16 protein-coding genes are annotated in these 18,752 nt (G+C 34.0%); 7 read left to right on the forward strand and 9 right to left on the reverse strand.

The features are described from left to right. Positions 1–11: 11 nt before the first annotated feature. From porL to topA, 4 genes are all read right to left on the reverse strand, one after another. The gene (porL, locus tag ACM55G_RS14430; protein ID WP_416844644.1) at positions 12–662 is read right to left on the reverse strand and encodes a type IX secretion system motor protein PorL/GldL; all 651 of its coding nucleotides are present in this window, start codon (positions 660–662) and stop codon (positions 12–14) included. A gap of 54 nt (positions 663–716) precedes the next feature. Next, a complete protein-coding gene (gene porK, locus ACM55G_RS14435) occupies positions 717–2,126 on the reverse strand; it encodes a T9SS ring complex lipoprotein PorK/GldK (RefSeq protein WP_416844645.1) in 1,410 nt (469 codons plus the stop codon). Positions 2,127–2,392: 266 nt separating this feature from the next. Next, positions 2,393–3,544, reverse strand: coding sequence for a formimidoylglutamase (locus ACM55G_RS14440; RefSeq protein WP_416844646.1), 1,152 nt, complete (start codon positions 3,542–3,544; stop codon positions 2,393–2,395). Positions 3,545–3,627: 83 nt separating this feature from the next. Then, positions 3,628–6,144, reverse strand: a complete 2,517-nt coding sequence (gene topA / locus ACM55G_RS14445; RefSeq protein WP_416844647.1) for a type I DNA topoisomerase — start codon at positions 6,142–6,144, stop codon at positions 3,628–3,630. Positions 6,145–6,485: 341 nt separating this feature from the next. Between topA and miaB the strand changes: the two genes are divergently transcribed. The 7 genes from miaB (at position 6,486) to groL (ending at position 13,483) form a co-directional block, all read left to right on the forward strand. Next, positions 6,486–7,931: a tRNA (N6-isopentenyl adenosine(37)-C2)-methylthiotransferase MiaB gene (gene miaB / locus ACM55G_RS14450; protein ID WP_416844648.1), complete on the forward strand. Its 1,446-nt coding sequence runs from the start codon at positions 6,486–6,488 to the stop codon at positions 7,929–7,931. A gap of 274 nt (positions 7,932–8,205) precedes the next feature. After that, a complete protein-coding gene (locus ACM55G_RS14455) occupies positions 8,206–9,465 on the forward strand; it encodes a sigma-54 interaction domain-containing protein (RefSeq protein WP_416844649.1) in 1,260 nt (419 codons plus the stop codon). A gap of 112 nt (positions 9,466–9,577) precedes the next feature. After that, complete coding sequence (locus ACM55G_RS14460) at positions 9,578–10,081, forward strand: LptE family protein (protein WP_416844650.1); 504 nt, start codon at positions 9,578–9,580, stop codon at positions 10,079–10,081. Positions 10,082–10,182: 101 nt separating this feature from the next. After that, complete coding sequence (locus tag ACM55G_RS14465) at positions 10,183–11,037, forward strand: tetratricopeptide repeat protein (protein WP_416844651.1); 855 nt, start codon at positions 10,183–10,185, stop codon at positions 11,035–11,037. 3 nt (positions 11,038–11,040) lie between these two features. Further along, positions 11,041–11,385 (forward strand): preprotein translocase subunit SecG, encoded by a 345-nt coding sequence (gene secG / locus ACM55G_RS14470; protein ID WP_416844652.1) that lies wholly within the window; start codon positions 11,041–11,043, stop codon positions 11,383–11,385. A 135-nt stretch (positions 11,386–11,520) separates the two neighbouring features. Continuing rightward, entirely contained in the window at positions 11,521–11,796 is a 276-nt protein-coding gene (locus ACM55G_RS14475; RefSeq protein WP_416844653.1) for a co-chaperone GroES, read from the forward strand. 58 nt (positions 11,797–11,854) lie between these two features. Next, positions 11,855–13,483 carry a chaperonin GroEL gene (groL, locus tag ACM55G_RS14480; protein ID WP_416844654.1) on the forward strand — a complete coding sequence of 543 codons (1,629 nt, stop codon included), beginning with the start codon at positions 11,855–11,857 and terminating at the stop codon, positions 13,481–13,483. 75 nt (positions 13,484–13,558) lie between these two features. Here the strand turns inward: groL and ACM55G_RS14485 are convergent, their stop codons facing one another. From ACM55G_RS14485 to ACM55G_RS14505, 5 genes are all read right to left on the reverse strand, one after another. Then, a complete protein-coding gene (locus ACM55G_RS14485) occupies positions 13,559–14,239 on the reverse strand; it encodes a DedA family protein (protein WP_416844655.1) in 681 nt (226 codons plus the stop codon). Positions 14,240–14,430: 191 nt separating this feature from the next. Next, positions 14,431–14,769, reverse strand: coding sequence for a heavy-metal-associated domain-containing protein (locus tag ACM55G_RS14490; RefSeq protein ID WP_416844657.1), 339 nt, complete (start codon positions 14,767–14,769; stop codon positions 14,431–14,433). Between the two features lie 42 nt (positions 14,770–14,811). Further along, a complete protein-coding gene (locus tag ACM55G_RS14495) occupies positions 14,812–16,821 on the reverse strand; it encodes a TonB-dependent receptor plug domain-containing protein (RefSeq protein WP_416844658.1) in 2,010 nt (669 codons plus the stop codon). Positions 16,822–16,892: 71 nt separating this feature from the next. Further along, positions 16,893–17,309 carry an HYC_CC_PP family protein gene (locus ACM55G_RS14500; protein ID WP_416844659.1) on the reverse strand — a complete coding sequence of 139 codons (417 nt, stop codon included), beginning with the start codon at positions 17,307–17,309 and terminating at the stop codon, positions 16,893–16,895. A gap of 53 nt (positions 17,310–17,362) precedes the next feature. Continuing rightward, entirely contained in the window at positions 17,363–18,718 is a 1,356-nt protein-coding gene (locus ACM55G_RS14505; RefSeq protein ID WP_416844660.1) for an MBL fold metallo-hydrolase RNA specificity domain-containing protein, read from the reverse strand. Positions 18,719–18,752: the final 34 nt, after the last annotated feature.

The following is an 18,752-nucleotide window of genomic DNA, read 5'->3' on the forward strand; positions in this document are numbered from 1 at the left end:
TTTGAAACTAATTACCCTTTATTATGCATTGCAGAAAGCATTCCTCCGTATACATTGTTAAGGGATGACAAATTAGATGTCAAAGACTGCATTTGGTCCTTTAATTTTAAGTTATTCTCAGCAACTTCTTCATTTATCTGTGCATTTCTAGAAGCGCTTTGTAATTGTATTTTGTATAAACTATTCAAAGATTCCATTTGCGCTGCAGCCAAAGTTAACTCTTCACTATATTTCTTAGTAGAATTAATAGAATCTACAGTTGGAGCAATCCCTTTTGCAGCAGATTCGAAATTTTTAATACTATTCCCCAAACTCGCCATTAATTCACCGTCAATTTTAGCGTCTTTTAACATTGCATCTAGTTTTTGAGACAACAATCCTTGAGCATCTGATGGAGCTTCAATTTTTGCTTTTTTTACACCAGTCACTTTACCATTTGCCAGTTCAGGATATACTAACGTCCAATCTAGATCATCATCAACTGGTTCAAATGCTGAAAGAGCAAAAATTGCAGCTTCTACAACAAGCCCTATCGTTAACATTAAATTTCCAGTTATAAAACCGAATTCAAGGTGAGTAATTTTGAATAATGCTCCAATGATTACAACTGCCGCTCCCATACCGTATGCGAAATTCATTGTTTTTTTGCTAAGTAATGCCATAATGTTTTTTTTAGGGGGTTAGTTATTTAAAGATCTGGTTTCCTTTATAGTTATTTATTTTTTACCTCTTTTGGTACTTCCGGTAGTTTGCAATCCCATGTAATCCTGAACGGTTCTAAAACCAATAAAGCTTCTTGCAGAATCAGCATATTCGAAATCCCTTGTACTTACTTGTAGGAAATAAGCAACGTCTTTCCATGAACCTCCACGAACTACCTTGCGTTTATTTGAAGCATCCAGCACATTTGGATTCATAGAAGACACATATTCGTATGCATTTGGATCATAAGATGAGTCTGTCCATTCTGAAACGTTTCCTGCCATGTTATACAAATTATAACCATTTGGCTCATACGATTTTGCCTCTACAGTATACAAAGCTTCATCTGCTGCGTAATCACCTCTATTTGGTTTGAAATTAGCAAGAAAACAACCTCTGTCATTTTTAGTATATGGTCCACCCCATGGATATGTTGCAGACTGCAATCCCCCTCTAGCCGAATATTCCCATTCTGCTTCAGTAGGTAATCTAAAAGAATTTATCAAATCGTGGCCTTTCTTTTTAGATTTTATATAAGTGTTTTTATTCAACGTTCTCCAAGCACAAAATGCTTTTGCTTGAGTCCATTTTACCCCTACAACTGGATAATCTCCATATGCTTTGTGCCAAAAATAATCATTATGCATTGGCTCATTATATGAATAAGCAAAATCTTTAATCCAAACAGTTGTGTCAGGATATACATTAACTTCTTCCGTTTTAATAAAATCTTTTCTTTTCCCTACCTTAGCTTTTGCAGCAGCTTGAATATCCATCCAAGAGTAACGAAATTTTAATTTATTCACATCTATTGTACGTAATCCATTATATGACGCTTCTATTGGCAAATACATAGAATCCATCACTTCAGTATAATATTCATCTGGATATAACTTCGTATCTTTGATTAATTTTACTTTTTTATTTAATTTTCTTCCTGCATAAGGGTCATCAGCAGTACCTATACTGTAATAATTATCATACATATATTTATCATATGCAGTCATCTTTTCAGGATCTGAATCATTAAAAGCAAAATCACCGATACTTCCTGCATTTTTACCTTTTCCTTTTCCTTCACCTGCTTTTTGGCCACTTTCATCAGCAAGAATAGCTAATCGAACTCTCATTGTAGAGTCTTTTACCCATTCTACAAATTGACGGTATTCACTATTCGTGATTTCAGTTTCGTCCATATAAAAAGAACGAACAGTCACTGTTTTTGTAGGCGCATCCTCAACATCAGCTAAATCATCATCGGATTTACCCATTATAAAAGCTCCTCCTGGAATTAAAGCCATTCCATAAGGTTTCTCAGGATGCCATTTCCCTCCATTAATACCAACTAATTCTCCTTTGTCGCTTGATTTACCACAGCCAATTAACAGTGTTAAAATTGCCGTAAATACAATGAAATTCTTCATATAAGTTTGGATTATCTATTCTTTGTCTTAAAATTGCGTAAACCTATTTATTATTTATTAAAAAAACAATATTTTTTATTGTTAAATCAATTTAGGGTCAAAAATAAAATTAAATACAAAAAAATATTTTATCGATAAAGTGCAAAAAAAATCGACACAATACATTAAAAGTGGTTTTTTTGTTAATTTTTGTAATATTTAACACATGAAATTACTTTAAATATTAAGATGGTTTTATGTGTTTAGATAAATTTTAAAAACATTAATTATAAAATGTTTTTTCTTTGCGCTTTCCACCATCTTTCAGGTAATTCTTGATTGCATGCTAATAAATACTCATCGTATGAACATGGTAATAACGTATTTCTTTTTAATTTATTATTACCATTTGAAATAAAAGGTATTTCTATCCACCACCTGTCCGTTTTATCGCTTTTATAAAAAACAAGCTCCTCTTCTTCCAGTGGAACGATGTATTTCAAATAATTTTCCTTGCTTCCAAAAGGATATTCATTAGAACGATAATGAAACCCTTCTATAAAATACCAAATTATCTGCGCAATAATGATAGATTCCTGAACCGAATTATTATGATTAAATATTCCAAAAGAAGATACCTTATCACTTATTCCTGCATATCTGGACAAAGAACAAATTTCTTTACCATTAAAACCATTAGGCGCAAACGAAATAAAATTCCCTGAATCAGATGATTTAATAGAATTTAGATCAATACTCACTAAATCCGCATCTCTAAAAACTGGTTCAGCAAGAGCAATATTATTAGAAATCTCACCCAATCTATAGCCATCAAAAAATAATTTCTCTATCAAATCTATTTCTTCCTGTGAATTAAAATACGTTTGATATCCAATATTACAATAGTTAAAAAGATTATTAGGTTCGTCTACAATTATTTTAGTCAAATAAGAAGAAGCTGAAACGACTTCTTCATCCTTGCCAAAATCAAATTTATTATCAATAGAAACTAAATTGACCATTTGTTCCAAATCATCATAAGCCCTGTAAAGTGCATACGTCAAATCCTGAGAACCTCCTATAACTATAGGAGTGATTTTTTTCTTGATTAGGCTTGCAACCACTTTTTTTAATGCAAAATAAGTGTCCGCAGCTGAATTTCCAGCAAGAATATCCCCTAAATCTGCAATTGAAGCATCCCAGTTCCCTGGAAACAATCCATACAACTCTTTTCTAAGTGGTATTAAATCAACATCCGAAACAGCTTTTATATCTCCCCGATTTTCTAAAACGCCTATTACAGCAATTTTAATCTTGTTTAAATCCGGAAACTGTTCTTTTGTATGCAATACAATTTTACTTCCCAATTGCTGAGAAGTTAATCCATTTATATAACTAAGGATTTCATCATCTACGGGCTTCAGAAAATCAAATTCCATTTTATTTCTTTTTTTTCCTATCCCCAACCCTCTCCATCCCGAAGTGCCGGGAGAGAGGGAGACGAAACTGGAATTAGTTATTATTATTTCTTTTTAACTGCTGGTTTCTTTGCAACAGCTTTCTTTGCTGGAGCTTTTTTGGCAGCTACTTTTTTAGCGGGCGTTTTCTTGGCAATCATTTCCTGAACTTCTGCTAATGTCAATTTTGTTGCATCAACATCTTTACTTAATTCAATTTTGATTTTTCCTTTGGTGATAACCGAACGTCCCCAACGGGCTTTTTCGACTAAAATCCCTTCATCTTCCCAGTTGTGTAAAACCTTATCAATATTTTTTTGCAATTTATCTTCAATCAATTCTTCAATCTCTGATTGTGACAAATTATCAAAATTATATTTCTTGCTTACATTTATAAACAAACCGTTCCATTTGATGAAAGGACCAAAACGACCAACGCCTTTTTGAACACCCTCACCTTTGTAAACTGCAATCGGCGCATCGGCTATTGCTTTTTCGTCAATTAATTCTTTCGCTCTTTCGAAATCTACGTCTAAAGGATTTTCTCCTTTTGGCAAAGAAACAAAAGCAGCTCCATGACGAATATAAGGTCCAAAACGGCCATTACTCACTTCAACTTCCTCGTCTTTATAATTCCCAAGATTTTTAGGCAACAAAAATAAATTTAAAGTTTCCTCTAAGGTAATATTTCCAATATTTTGATCCGTCATTAAACTGGCAAACTTTTTCTCTTCATCGTCCGCAGCTCCAATTTGAGCCATTGGTCCAAATTTACCTAGACGAACAGAAACCGGTTTCCCCGTTTTGGGATCTGTCCCCAGAATTCTCTCACCGCTTTCTCTCTCTGCATTCGCCTCCACATCTTTCACTGTTGGGTGAAATTTATCGTAGAACTCCTGCATCATTTTTGTCCATTCAATATTTCCTTCAGCAATTTCATCAAAATCCTGTTCGACTTTTGCAGTAAAATTATAATCTAAAATGTTTCCGAAATTCTTAACTAAGAAATCAGTAACAATCGTTCCGATGTCCGTAGGAACTAATTTTCCTTTATCGGAACCTGTATTTTCTTTCAACAACTTCTCCCCAACTTTTCCAGATTGCAAAATCAGCTGCGTATAATTTCTTTCTTGTCCGTCTAAATTTCCTTTCTCTACATAATTTCTGTTGATAATTGTAGAAATCGTTGGCGCATAGGTAGAAGGACGACCAATTCCCAATTCCTCTAATTTTTTCACCAAAGAAGCTTCTGTATATCTTGCAGCAGCACGAGAATATCTCTCGGTTGCAGTAATGTAATTATTCTGTAATTTTTCGTTGACTTTCATTGCAGGCAACATCCCTTCTTGCTCTTCTTCATCGTCATCATGACCTTCCAAATACACTTTCAAGAAACCTTCAAAAAGCAACACTTCTCCAGATGCAGTGAATATTTCACCGTGGTTATTTGCTTCAATTTTCACGTTAGTACGTTCTAATTGCGCATCACTCATTTGTGAAGCCAATGTTCTTTTCCAAATCAAATCATACAAACGTGCTTGATCTCTGTCGATATCTACCGTATGACGTGACATATCCGTAGGACGAATCGCCTCGTGTGCTTCCTGTGCTCCTTTGCTTTTATTGACAAACGTTCTCGGTTTAGAGAATTCTTTTCCGTAGGATTTGATAATTTCAGCTTGAGCAGCTTCCATTGCATCTTTGGATAAGTTTACACTATCCGTTCTCATGTACGTAATAAGTCCAGCTTCGTACAAACGTTGTGCGAGCTGCATGGTAATACCAACAGGCAAATACAATTTACGAGCCGCTTCTTGTTGCAAAGTTGAAGTCGTAAAAGGTCCAGTTGGTGATTTTTTGGTAGGTTTCGTTTCTAAATCTGCTACCTTATATGTAGAACCGATATTTTTATTTAAAAAATCTTCAGCTTCTTTTTTTGTATTGAAATTTTTAGGCAGTTTAGCTTTGAATGTTTTACCAGATTCATTGGTAAATTCAGCGACAACAGAATACGTAGCAACAGCTTTAAAATTCTGAATTTCTCTTTCACGTTCCACAATCAAACGAACAGAAACTGATTGTACACGACCCGCAGAAAGTCCTCCTTTTATTTTTCTCCAAAGTACAGGCGACAATTCATAACCAACTAATCTATCCAAAACACGACGGGCTTGTTGTGCATTGACTAAATTATAATCGATTTCTCGTGGATTATCAATCGCTTTTAGAATTGCAGTTTTAGTGATTTCGTGAAAAACAATTCGTTTGGTTTTGGTTTTGTCTAATTTTAATTCTTCGGCTAAATGCCAAGAAATAGCCTCACCCTCGCGATCCTCATCACTTGCTAACCAAACCATTTCAGCTTTTTTTGCTAATCCTTTTAATTTGGTCACCAATGCTTTTTTATCCGCAGAAACTTCGTATTTGGGTTTGAAACCATTTTCCACATCTACACCAATTTCTTTGGAAGGTAAGTCAGCAATATGTCCGTAACTGGACTCTACTTGAAAATCACTTCCTAAAAATTTCTCGATTGTTTTTGCCTTTGCAGGGGACTCAACTATAACTAAATTCTTTGCCATTGCTCTATTTTTCTGGGACAAAAGTATCTTTTTTTTTTAAATATTGAGATTTTGAATTCATTTTTAAAACTATTACGCGAAGATTTACAAAGAAATGATTCAGTCAAGAGAAGTTTTTTTAGCCCCGGTCGCAGTAAAAATTCTTTTTATTTGCTCTTCACGGCAAATAAAAGACTACTTCTCTTGACTTTTATTTCAATTGAAGTTCAGTGAATTTCATTTATAACGAAAAGTAGGAAACAGCTCCTTAGAAACATTGCCTTAAAACAATGTTAATTCTTCGTCTGACATCTTGTCATATTTATTTGAATTACGTTATCTTTGTGCTTTGAAAATATAGGATGGAAAAGATTATTGAAGAAAGCAAACAAGGTGAAAGTCTTGTTCTAGAACATAAACCGGAGAATACCAAAAAATTATTTATAGAAAGTTATGGCTGTGCGATGAATTTTTCAGACAGTGAAATTGTAGCTTCTATTTTATCTGTAAATGGATATAATACAACGCAAATTCTGGAGGAAGCCGATTTGGTTTTGGTAAACACCTGTTCTATTCGGGACAAAGCGGAGCAGACTATTCGCAAACGGTTGGAAAAATACAATGCGGTGAAACGCATTAATCCGAAAATGAAAGTGGGCGTTTTAGGCTGTATGGCCGAGCGTTTGAAAAGTCAATTCCTTGAAGAAGAAAAAATTGTAGACCTAGTTGTGGGTCCTGATGCGTATAAAGATTTACCGAACCTCTTACAAGAAGTAGAAGAAGGACGCGATGCGATTAACGTAATTTTATCGAAAGATGAGACTTATGGTGATATTTCACCTGTGCGATTGATGAGCAACGGAATTACAGCTTTGGTTTCTATTACGCGTGGTTGCGATAATATGTGTACGTTTTGTGTGGTGCCCTTCACCCGCGGACGAGAACGCAGCCGTGAGCCGCAAAGTATCATGAAGGAAATTCAGGATTTGTGGGACAAAGGGTTTAAGGAAATTACACTTTTAGGACAAAATGTGGATAGTTATTTGTGGTATGGCGGCGGATTGAAGAAAGATTTCGAAAATGCTACCGAAATGCAAAAAGCTACAGCGGTAGATTTCGACCAATTACTAGAAATGGTAGCGGTTGGTTTTCCTAAAATGCGCATTCGATTTTCGACATCAAATCCGCAAGACATGCATGAAAGCATTTTGCAAGTAATTGCAAAATATTCTAATATATGCAAACACATTCACTTGCCGGTCCAATCTGGAAGCAATAGAATCCTGAAAGAAATGAATCGTTTGCACACGCGTGAACAATACATGACTTTGATTGAAAAAATCAGAACTATTATTCCGAATGGATCTATTTCGCAAGATATGATTGCTGGTTTTCCAACAGAAACCGAACAAGATCATCAAGACACAATGAGCTTGATGGAATATGTAAAGTATAATTTTGGTTATATGTATTCGTATTCCGAACGTCCGGGAACTTTGGCAGGAAGAAAAATGGAAGATGATGTAACCGAAGAAACGAAAGCAAGAAGATTACAGGAAATTGTTGATTTACAACAAAAACACGCTTGGTTGCGCAGTGAAGAATTCATTGGTCAAACCGTAGAAGTTTTGGTAGAAAAAGTTTCCAAAAAATCTAAAGAAGAGTTTTCTGGAAGAAATTCACAAAGTATTACCGTGGTTTTTCCAAAGGAGAATTATAAGATTGGAGATTTTGTAAATGTAAGAATTTTGAGTTGTACCAGCGGAACTTTAAAAGGAGAAGCAGTTGGGTTGAGTGAAATGAATTAAAAAAAAGTTGCCTAAAATTTTAAATTCATATCGGAAATTTTAAAAAAGTAAAATGTTAAAAAAAAATATAATAATTGGTTTAGTTACTTTTATAATTGGATTTGGAGCTACATTCTATATCATTAGAACCTACTTCCCAAAACATAAAGTTGAGAAAACAGTCCATGTATAAGACACCTTAACGAAACCGCAATAATTATTACGAATCGAATACATTATTTAAACCGCTAAATCAGTTTTAATAATTTGCGAAATTCGAGTAAAATTAAAAAATATGGAATCAGTTCAAGCTATAAAACAACGATTTGAGATTATTGGAAATGACCCAAAGCTCAATCGTGCCATAGAAAAAGCCATTCAAGTTGCTCCTACTGATATTTCGGTACTGGTAGCTGGTGAAAGTGGCGTTGGAAAAGAGAATATTCCCAGAATTATTCATTCGCTTTCTCATAGAAAACATGGAAAATACATTGCTGTAAACTGTGGTGCGATTCCTGAAGGAACTATTGACAGTGAACTTTTCGGACATGAAAAGGGCGCTTTTACAGGTGCAACAAACACACGTGAAGGGTACTTTGAAGTGGCTGACGGCGGAACTATTTTCCTTGATGAAGTAGGTGAATTGCCTTTGACTACTCAAGTGCGATTGCTTCGTGTCTTGGAAAATGGCGAATTCATAAAAGTAGGTTCTTCACAAGTGCAAAAAACAGATGTCCGTATTGTAGCTGCTACCAATGTTAATTTATTTAATGCCATCGAAAAAGGAAAATTCCGTGAAGATTTGTATTATCGATTAAGTACCGTAGATATTACTTTGCCTCCGTTGCGAGAGCGAAAAGAAGATATTCACTTGTTATTTAGAAAATTCGCCTCTGATTTTGCGCATAAATACAAGATGCCTCCTTTAAAACTAGAAGAAAGTGCAGTGCTTGTTTTACAAAAATTTCGTTGGAGCGGTAATATCCGTCAATTGAGAAACGTTGCAGAACAAATTTCGGTTTTAGAAACCAATCGTGAAATTTCAGCAGCAATTTTACAATCCTATTTACCAGCTGAAGGCACCAACTTGCCGTCAGTAATTAAAGACAAGAAAGGCGACAGCGACTTCAATACCGAAAGAGAAATTTTATACAAAGTGCTTTTTGACATGAAAAGTGATTTGCACGACTTGAAAAAACTTACTTTGGAACTAATGCAAAGCGGAAGTTCTAAAGTGCAAGAGACAAATCAAAATTTAATTAAAAAAATATATGGCTCCCAAGAAAATGATAGTGAAATAGATTTTGAAGAAGAACCCAGAACAGCTTTAATTACAACTCCAAATAAAGAAGAACGTTATCAGGAGAATGATGATAGCTACCTGTTTACAGAAACAATCGAAGAAGAAGAGGAAATTTTAAGATTAGAGCAGAAAGAAATTGAAATGATTAAAAAATCATTAGAAAAAAACAAAGGAAAAAGAAAAGCAGCGGCAGACGAATTAGGGATTTCCGAAAGAACTTTATATCGAAAAATTAAACAATTCGATTTGTAATCCTCACCCAGACACTCACTAGAGAAGAGAGAGTTTAAATGAATTGTGAATTAAGAATGAATATCTTTGACCCAAGCGTTAGCGAACTGGCGAAGCAATTTTAAAATTTAGAATGAAAAACATAAAATATATTTTTATTTTGTTAATCGCAGTAACTTTCAATAGTTGCTCCGTTTACAATTTTACCGGCACAGGAAAAATCGATGCAAAAACCTTTCAGGTTAATTTTTTCCAAAACAATGCAGAATTGATTGAACCTGGAATTGACAGAACTTTTACGCTGGCATTACAAGACATTATTCAGAATCAAACCAACTTAAATTTAGTAAAAAACGGGGGAGATTTAACTTACGAAGGAGAGATTGTTGATTACAGAATAAGCCCTATGACCGCAACTGCGGATCAACAAGCATCTCAGAACAGATTAAAAATAAGAGTAAATGTTCGGTTTACCAATAAAAATAAAGAAACAGATGATTTTGAAAAAACATTCGAGTTTTATTATGATTATCCGGCTGAACAACAACTTGTAGGTTCTACTTTGAATAGTGCATTGAAAGAAATCTTCGAAAGAATAACCCAAGATATCTTTAATGACTCTCTTGCTAAATGGTAAATGAGGAGTATTCAGTTGGCAGTTTTTAGTATTCAGTTAACTACACTGAAAATTAAACACTGACACTGAACGCTGATTACTAAACATTCAACAATCAAAAAATGAACGTAACCGATTATACTTATTTAATAAACAGACCAGATGCTATCAATGAGAAGCAAACTGAGGCATTGGAAAAAGTGTTGGATGAATTTCCATATTTTCAAAGCGCCAGAGCTTTACGTTTAAAAGGTCTGTATAATCAAAATAGTTTTAAGTATAATTTTGCTTTAAAAGTTACTGCCGCACATACAACTGACAGAACGGTATTGTTTGACTTTATAACTTCGGACACTTTTACTGCGATTCAAAAAGATTTATACGATAAAAAAATAGTAGCGCTTCTAGACATTACAGTAATCGATAGTGAGATAATTATTCATCAAGAAAAACTGGACCACAAGATAAATACTCTGGAACAATCGATTCTTACATCAATAAGGGAAGCTTTACCATTAGAATCTAATTTAAATTCGAAAACTCCAGAAGAAAAGTTAGCTATTGGAGCTCCTTTGGATTTTTCCATAAGCGAACAACACTCCTTCCAAGAATGGCTTCAATTATCCCGAACGCATCCTATTGTCAGAGAAACTGAAAGTGTCAATATTTCTAAAAGCCTACCAATAGAAAATCCAGATAAAAAGAAAAAAGCAGCATTAATCGACAGGTTTATAGAAACCAGTCCAAAGATTTCGCCTGTAAAGCATGGAGTTCCGTCAACAGTTACTTTTGACCTTAATAAAGATGACAATTCCTATTTGATGACAGAGACTTTAGCACGGGTTTATTTGGAACAAAAAAAATATCAAAAAGCGATTCAAGCTTATGAAATATTAATTTTGAAATATCCAGAAAAAAGTAGTTTCTTTGCAGAACGCATAGCGGATATTAAGATTTTACAACAAAACAATAATTAAACAATGAGCACATTTTCAATTTTTTTAGTTTTAATAACAATAGTTTGTTTCCTATTAATCGTAGTAATAATGGTTCAAAACCCTAAAGGTGGTGGATTATCTTCTACAATAGGTGGTTCACAAATGTTAGGTGGTGTACAAAAAACAACAGATTTTTTAGACAAAAGCACTTGGACACTTGCAACTATTTTAATTGCACTTATACTTCTTTCTAGCTTAAGTTTTACAGGAGCATTAAGTGATAATGATTCTAAAATTATTGAGCAAACGGGAACTACTGCACCAGCAACTGCTGCACCAGGATCTCCAGTTCAGAATACACCTGCTCCAGCAAATCAAGAAAAATAAAACAACACTTTTTATTCTGAATGCCAGCCTGTCAAAGCTGGCATTTTTTATAAGAAAATATGTCAGTTTTAATAGGATGGCATAATTTCTGAAATCCTAAATGCAATCATAAAAATAATAAAAAAACATAAAATCATGGCTTTAAACATCAAACCACTTTCAGACAGAGTTCTTATCGAACCAGTAGCAGCTGAAACTAAAACTGCATCAGGGATTTTCATTCCAGATACAGCTAAAGAAAAACCACAAAAAGGAACTGTAGTTGCCGTAGGAAACGGAACAAAAGACCACACAATGACTGTGCAAATTGGAGATTCTGTACTTTACGGAAAATATGCCGGAACTGAATTAAAACTAGAAGGAAAAGATTATTTGATCATGCGTGAAGACGATATTTTAGCAATCATCTAATCGTAATAAGTCAGAAGAATTAAATATTAAGATAATTTAAAAGTTTAAACAAAAAGAAATGGCAAAAGATATAAAATTTGATATTGAAGCACGTGACGGATTAAAACGTGGTGTTGATGCATTGGCAAATGCAGTTAAAGTAACTCTAGGACCAAAAGGTCGTAACGTAATTATTGGAAAAGCTTTTGGTGGACCAACTGTTACTAAAGATGGTGTTACCGTTGCAAAAGAGATTGAATTGAAAGATCCATTGGAAAATATGGGTGCTCAAATGGTTAAAGAAGTTGCGTCTAAAACTAATGATTTAGCTGGAGATGGAACTACAACTGCAACTGTTTTGGCACAAGCTATCGTAAAAGAAGGTTTGAAAAACGTTGCTGCAGGAGCAAATCCAATGGATTTGAAACGCGGTATTGACAAAGCGGTTGAAGCTATTGTAGCTGACCTAGCAAAACAAGCCAAAGTGGTAGGAAGTGATTCTGAAAAAATTAAGCAAATTGCTTCAATATCTGCTAATAATGATGAAGTAATTGGTGAGTTAATCGCTGCTGCTTTTGCAAAAGTTGGAAAAGAAGGTGTGATCACTGTGGAAGAAGCCAAAGGAACTGACACTTATGTAGATGTTGTTGAAGGTATGCAATTTGACAGAGGATATCTTTCTCCTTATTTTGTAACCAATTCAGAAAAAATGGAAGTAGAATTGGAAAATCCTTACATCCTTTTATATGACAAAAAAGTTTCTTCATTAAAAGAATTGTTACCCGTTTTGGAACCAGTTGCTCAATCTGGAAAACCATTATTGATTATTGCTGAAGATGTTGATGGGGAAGCATTATCTACATTGGTGGTAAATAAATTACGTGGTGCCTTGAAAATTGCTGCAGTAAAAGCTCCTGGTTTTGGGGACAGAAGAAAAGCAATGCTTGAAGATATTGCAATCTTAACCGGAGGTACAGTAATTTCAGAAGAAAGAGGATACACTTTGGAAAACACAACTATCGAAATGTTAGGAACTGCCAAAAAAGTGACTATCGATAAAGACAATACAACAATTGTAAGTGGTGCTGGCGAAGCTGATATGATCAAAAATCGTGTCAACCAAATCAAAGGTCAAATGGAAGCTACAACTTCTGATTATGACAAAGAAAAGCTACAAGAACGTTTGGCTAAATTAGCTGGTGGGGTTGCTGTACTTTATGTTGGTGCTGCTTCTGAAGTAGAAATGAAGGAGAAAAAAGACAGAGTTGATGATGCACTTCACGCAACTCGTGCTGCTGTTGAAGAAGGAATTGTTGCCGGTGGTGGTGTTGCCTTATTAAGAGCTAAAAATGTTTTAAGCACTATTAAAGCAGACAATGCTGATGAAGCAACAGGAATTCAAATTGTATCTCGTGCTGTAGAGTCTCCATTGAGAACTATCGTCGAAAATGCAGGTCTTGAAGGCTCCGTTGTTGTTGCAAAAGTTGCCGAAGGTTCTGGTGATTTTGGTTACAATGCTAAAACTGACGAATACGTTGATATGCTTAAAGCTGGTATTATTGACCCAAAGAAAGTAACGCGTGTGGCATTAGAAAATGCAGCTTCAGTAGCTGGAATGATTTTGACTACCGAATGTGCTTTGATTGATATTAAAGAAGATCATGGTGGCGGAAACCCAATGGGTGGTGGTATGCCTGGAATGATGTAATTCATTCTTCTTTTAAAATAAAAAAACTCCGTTTCTTAATTGAAACGGAGTTTTTTTATTTTTACGTGTTAATGATTATTTTATATGAACGCTTTTTTTCAAAAGCTTGAATAATACTGGAACTGTAGTAATAAGAACAATGATTATAATAATATATTCGATATGTTCTTTTAAATCAATTGCAAATTTCTCTAAAAAGATACCATATAAATAATGTCCGGAGAAAATCAAAATAAAGGACCATAAAAAAGAACTCAAAACATTGAAGAACATAAATTTACTTTTGTCCATAGAGACAATTCCAGCTACAATTGGCGCAAAAGTCCTAAAAATTGGTAAAAAACGAGCAAATATTATGGCTTTACCACCATATTTTTCAAAAAAATCTTTTGATTGCAAAAGGTATTTTTTCTTGAACCAAAAAGTATCTTCTTTTTTGAATAAATAATACCCGCTTTTTGCCCCAAACCAATAGCCAACCGTATTCCCCACAATTCCTGCAGCAGCAACCAATAGCGACAATAAAGTAACATTAATAAAATCACTTTCTATAGTAACCATGTTTTGGACCAAATCTTTACTGTAAATTCCCGCAAGAAAAAGTAAACTATCTCCAGGAAGAAAAAAACCGGCAAAAAGACCAGTTTCGGCAAAAATTATAAATAAAACGATATACAAACCTATTTGAACTTCTCCTATTTGAAGATTAATATAAAATTCCGGATTAATTAATTGTGTCCAATCAAAATTATTCATAAAAACGATTTGTAATTAAATTTAGTGGTCGTGAAAGTAAGAATAATTTAGCTCAACCACAATTTATTGCCATACTTTAAAGTTTAATTAACGCTTCAAAGCATTTAATAACCAGGATAAACTTAATTATAAATCTCAATCATTTAAACAAATTTAAAAACCCATAGCTTTCACTTTGGGTTTCTAAATTATTATCGCTCATATAAACAACAGCTATGAAGACTTTGATAATCTTCGTTTGTCGCTTTCACTTCATCCGTATCATGACCTACTTTGGCAATCGCTTTTTTCACGTCTAATGGAGACGTCTTTTCTTCATTAAGTATCAAACTTAACTGATGAGTTTCTATACTCCAAATTGCTGATTTCACTCCGGCCACTGAATAAGCTGCTTTTTGAATTCGTTTCTTACATTGTTCACAATTCCCATTTACTTCTGTTAAAAATTTAGCATTTTTATTCTTCTTCTCTTGAGCTTGAGCAGCAAATCCAAGAAAAATTACCATTAATATTAAAAAAATATTTTTCATTTTTACTTTTTTTATTGTAATTATTAATTTTTAAAGCGGAACTTATTTTATTTTAAATCGCAATCCAGCATAATACATTTGTCCAAAAACAGGTGCGTATACAATTGAAGTATCAAAATTTGGACCAAAAGGATTTTCACTTCCAAGTATTACTTTTTCCTGAGTATAATTACCAATATTCTCCCCACCTACATACATTTCAAATGTGGAAGAAAAAATTCTTGTAATTTGAGTATTCATCAACGAATAAGAAGGTGAAAATTCCGGTAATCTTTCATTCATTGGATTGCTCGCCGTAGTGGGTAATTGCTGTTTTCCAATCCAATTGAAAGTATAATCAAATTTCCATTGTTTCCCTTTCTCTCCAAGGTTGGTTTCATATTCCAAATTTCCAAAAAATCGATGTTTCGCTTGCAACGGCTTTTGATAATTTCCCGAAAGATAGTCTGTTCTTACATCATAAAATTTATAGGCCGAACGAAAATTGAAATGATCCAAAATTTCATAATTGAATTCCAGTTGTAAACTATTGGCAACCGACTTCCCATTTAAATTATAAAACAAAACTTGTTGAGGACTTTGCAACACATCAACAACAACCTGATTCTGAAAATCAGTTCTGTAAAAATCAAACCCAGCATCAGCACTTTTGCCAAAGAGCATGAATTTTTGAGAAAAACTCACACCATAATTCCATGCGATTTCTGGATTCAGTCCATATATTTTACCATTAGAGTCTAATACATCAAATGTCCTTGAACTCGCAAAAAGCTGTTGATTTTCGGCAAAAATATTCGCTGAACGCTTTCCTCTTCCTGCTGAAAATCGTAAAACTGCTTTTTCCCAAGGATTATAGCGCACATGCAATCGTGGGGTGAAAAATGTCCCCAAACGGTTGTGATTATCAATTCTTCCGCCCAAAATGACACTAAAATCATCTTCATTATCATAGGTATATTCGAAAAAAGCGCCAACTGAATTATCAATTCTGGAAAAGTCATTTACATTGACAAATTCTTGGTATTTATCGTACGTAAAATTCAAACCTGCAGCAAATTTATTCATTGTATTGCTAATAATTGAATTGAAAATCAAGTTCGAATAATAACTGCTTTGCTTAATATTGTATTGGTTTAATCCAAAGTAAGATTGTTGATTATGACTGTTAAAAGCATTCTGAAAACCAATACTCTGATAAGGTAAGTCTTTAAAAACATACCCCACTTTTGTAGAAACATCCAGTCGTTCCGTATTGATTTCAGAACCCCAATAATTTGTAGTCCCTTTGTCTTTCTCTGGATCAAAGTCTAATTCTCCCGTTTGTTTTTTATCATTCAGATATCTGAAATTAATAAAACTCACCCAACCTTTTTCGGGATTGTAATATTGATATCTATTGAGAATGTTGATTTGTTTGGCTAACGGATTATCCATAAATCCATCATTATTCATATCGGTTTTTGCAACTCTTGTATTTCCGTGAAGAAACAGGCTGCTACTCCATTTATCTGATATTTTTCTATTGAAATGGGTGTTTATTTCAAACCGAGAATCTGACGAACCATAAGCATTCAGAAAAAATGGAATATCATTGATCGGTTTAATTAATTCCGTATTAATTTGCCCCGAAATACTTTCATATCCATTCACTACGCTTCCAGCTCCTTTTGTAATCTGGATACTTTCCACCCAAGTTCCAGGCGTAAATGACAATCCGTAGGCTTGTGAAGCGCCACGTACTGACGGGATATTTTCTTCGGTAATCATCAAATATGGACTGGTCAATCCCAGCATTTTGATTTGTTTTGTTCCTGTCAAAGCATCTGAAAAACTTACATCAATCGATGGGTTTGTTTCAAAACTTTCGGCTAGATTACAACAGGCGGCCTTAAGTAATTCTTTGCTCGTTATAAGTGTTGTATTGCCCGTTACCGTAAATGATTTTTGAATTCCTTTTTGCTTTTTTATCACTTTGACTTCATCTAGTTTTTCTTGAGAAAAGATAGGAATTGAAAACAAAATAATAACAAATAGCGTTATTGATTTTTGCATGGCAAATATTTTAATGTTTATAAAGTAATTTCAAATCATACAAAATGATTTGGCTTTTAAAACCATTAAAATCAGGCGTAGAAAATATATTGGCTGTAAAGCTTAAAAAGTGCCGATGAATGTGCATCACAGTAATACGAATTATTCTCGAAGCTTTTAAAAATAGTACTTTTAAAAAAAACAATCGAATTCCATTCCTTTATTAAAAATGGAGTATCAGCAGCATTTAAAGAAAATGCTTTTATAACCACATTATCTGATTTTTTTTGAAGATGAACTACTTTATTCTTGCAACAACTGTCTTTTTTGGAAACTTTTTTTTCGCAACATCCTTTTTCAACTGAATTTAAAGTTTCGCCAGATTTGAAGTAAAATGGCTGGATTGAGGCTACTTTATCTCCACAATAATGCACATCAAAAGCCAATCCCACATTGGAAACCAACAGGAAAAAAGCGAGAAGAATACTAATGTGCTTTTTGAAGTTCATTTTGCAAAATTACTGATTTAATCAATCTATAAAATCAAAAGTTCTGTTAAAAATTAAAGTTCAAACTCTTGTCCCATCAAAGGAACTTTACAATCAAACCCATATTTCTCCTGAATTTTTATGCGAAGTTCATCTAACTGCACTTTTTCACCATGAACTAAAAACACTTTTTTAGGTTTATTTTCCAATGCAGAAAGCCAATTCAGTAAATCTTTTTGATCGCCATGAGCTGATAACCCTTCAATTTCTATAAATTTTGCAAAAACTTGATAATATTTACTATGAATTTTAATTTCTTTTGCTCCTTCCAATAATTTTCTTCCGCGTGTTCCTTCGGCTTGATAACCAACAATGATTACCGTCGTTTCAGGCAAACCGATATAATGCTCCAGATAAGTCAAAACCCTACCACCAGTAACCATTCCGCTTGCTGCAATTACTACTTTAGGCTGTTGATCAAAAATAGTTTCAATCGTTTCCTGATAATCTGAAACCAGTGTGAACATTTTACTCATTTCGGTACAATCCTCCAAGGATAATTTATGCCAATGTTTATTATTGATAAAAATTTCCAACGCGTTAATTCCCATTGGCGTATCAATAATATAGGGAATATTGGGAATTCTGCCTTCTTCTTTAAGCTGCCATAACAAGTACATAATCATTTGGGCGCGCTCAACGGCAAAACTGGGAATAATGACTGTTCCTCCCTTTACAAATGTATTATTGATATACATTTCCAGTTCTAGTTTGGCATCCGTATTGGGATGAAGTCGGTCTCCATACGTGCTTTCAAGAAATATATAATCGCCTTTTTTAGGTTTGGTTGGTGGATTCAGTAACACATCATTATCACGCCCAATATCTCCGGAAAAAACCAACGTCTTATTTTCAAGCGTTACTTCAATACTACAGGCACCAATAATATGTCCTGCATTAAAAAAAACAGCCGAAATTTCTGCATCTAAAGGAATGGGTTCATTGATTTTAATCACTCTAAAATGTGGAAAAACTTTTTGAGCTTGCTCAACCGTATAAAGTGGCTCAGGTACTTCCTGTTGATAAAATTTCCCCTCATGGGCTATTCGAACCTCTTCTTCCTGAATTTTAGCACTGTCTAGAAGGATCAGCTTAGTAACAGCTGCAGTAGGGCTTGTACAATAAATTTTACCTTTAAAGCCTTGCTTAACTAATCTAGGTAACCACCCACAGTGGTCTAAATGTCCATGAGTCAACAAAACAAAATCTATTGTTGATGCTAAAACAGGTAATGGTTCCCAATTGAGCTCGCGCAAAGGCTTAATCCCTTGAAATTGGCCGCAATCTATTAGAATTCTGATTCCATTACTTTCAATTAATGTTTTAGAACCGGTTACAGTTCCCGCACCTCCAATAAATTTAATTTTCATTTGATTTGAATTTAAAGTTAAACAATCCAAAAAC

Origin of the sequence: Flavobacterium algoriphilum (assembly GCF_048158655.1) — a bacterium.
Classification (GTDB): domain Bacteria; phylum Bacteroidota; class Bacteroidia; order Flavobacteriales; family Flavobacteriaceae; genus Flavobacterium; species Flavobacterium algoriphilum.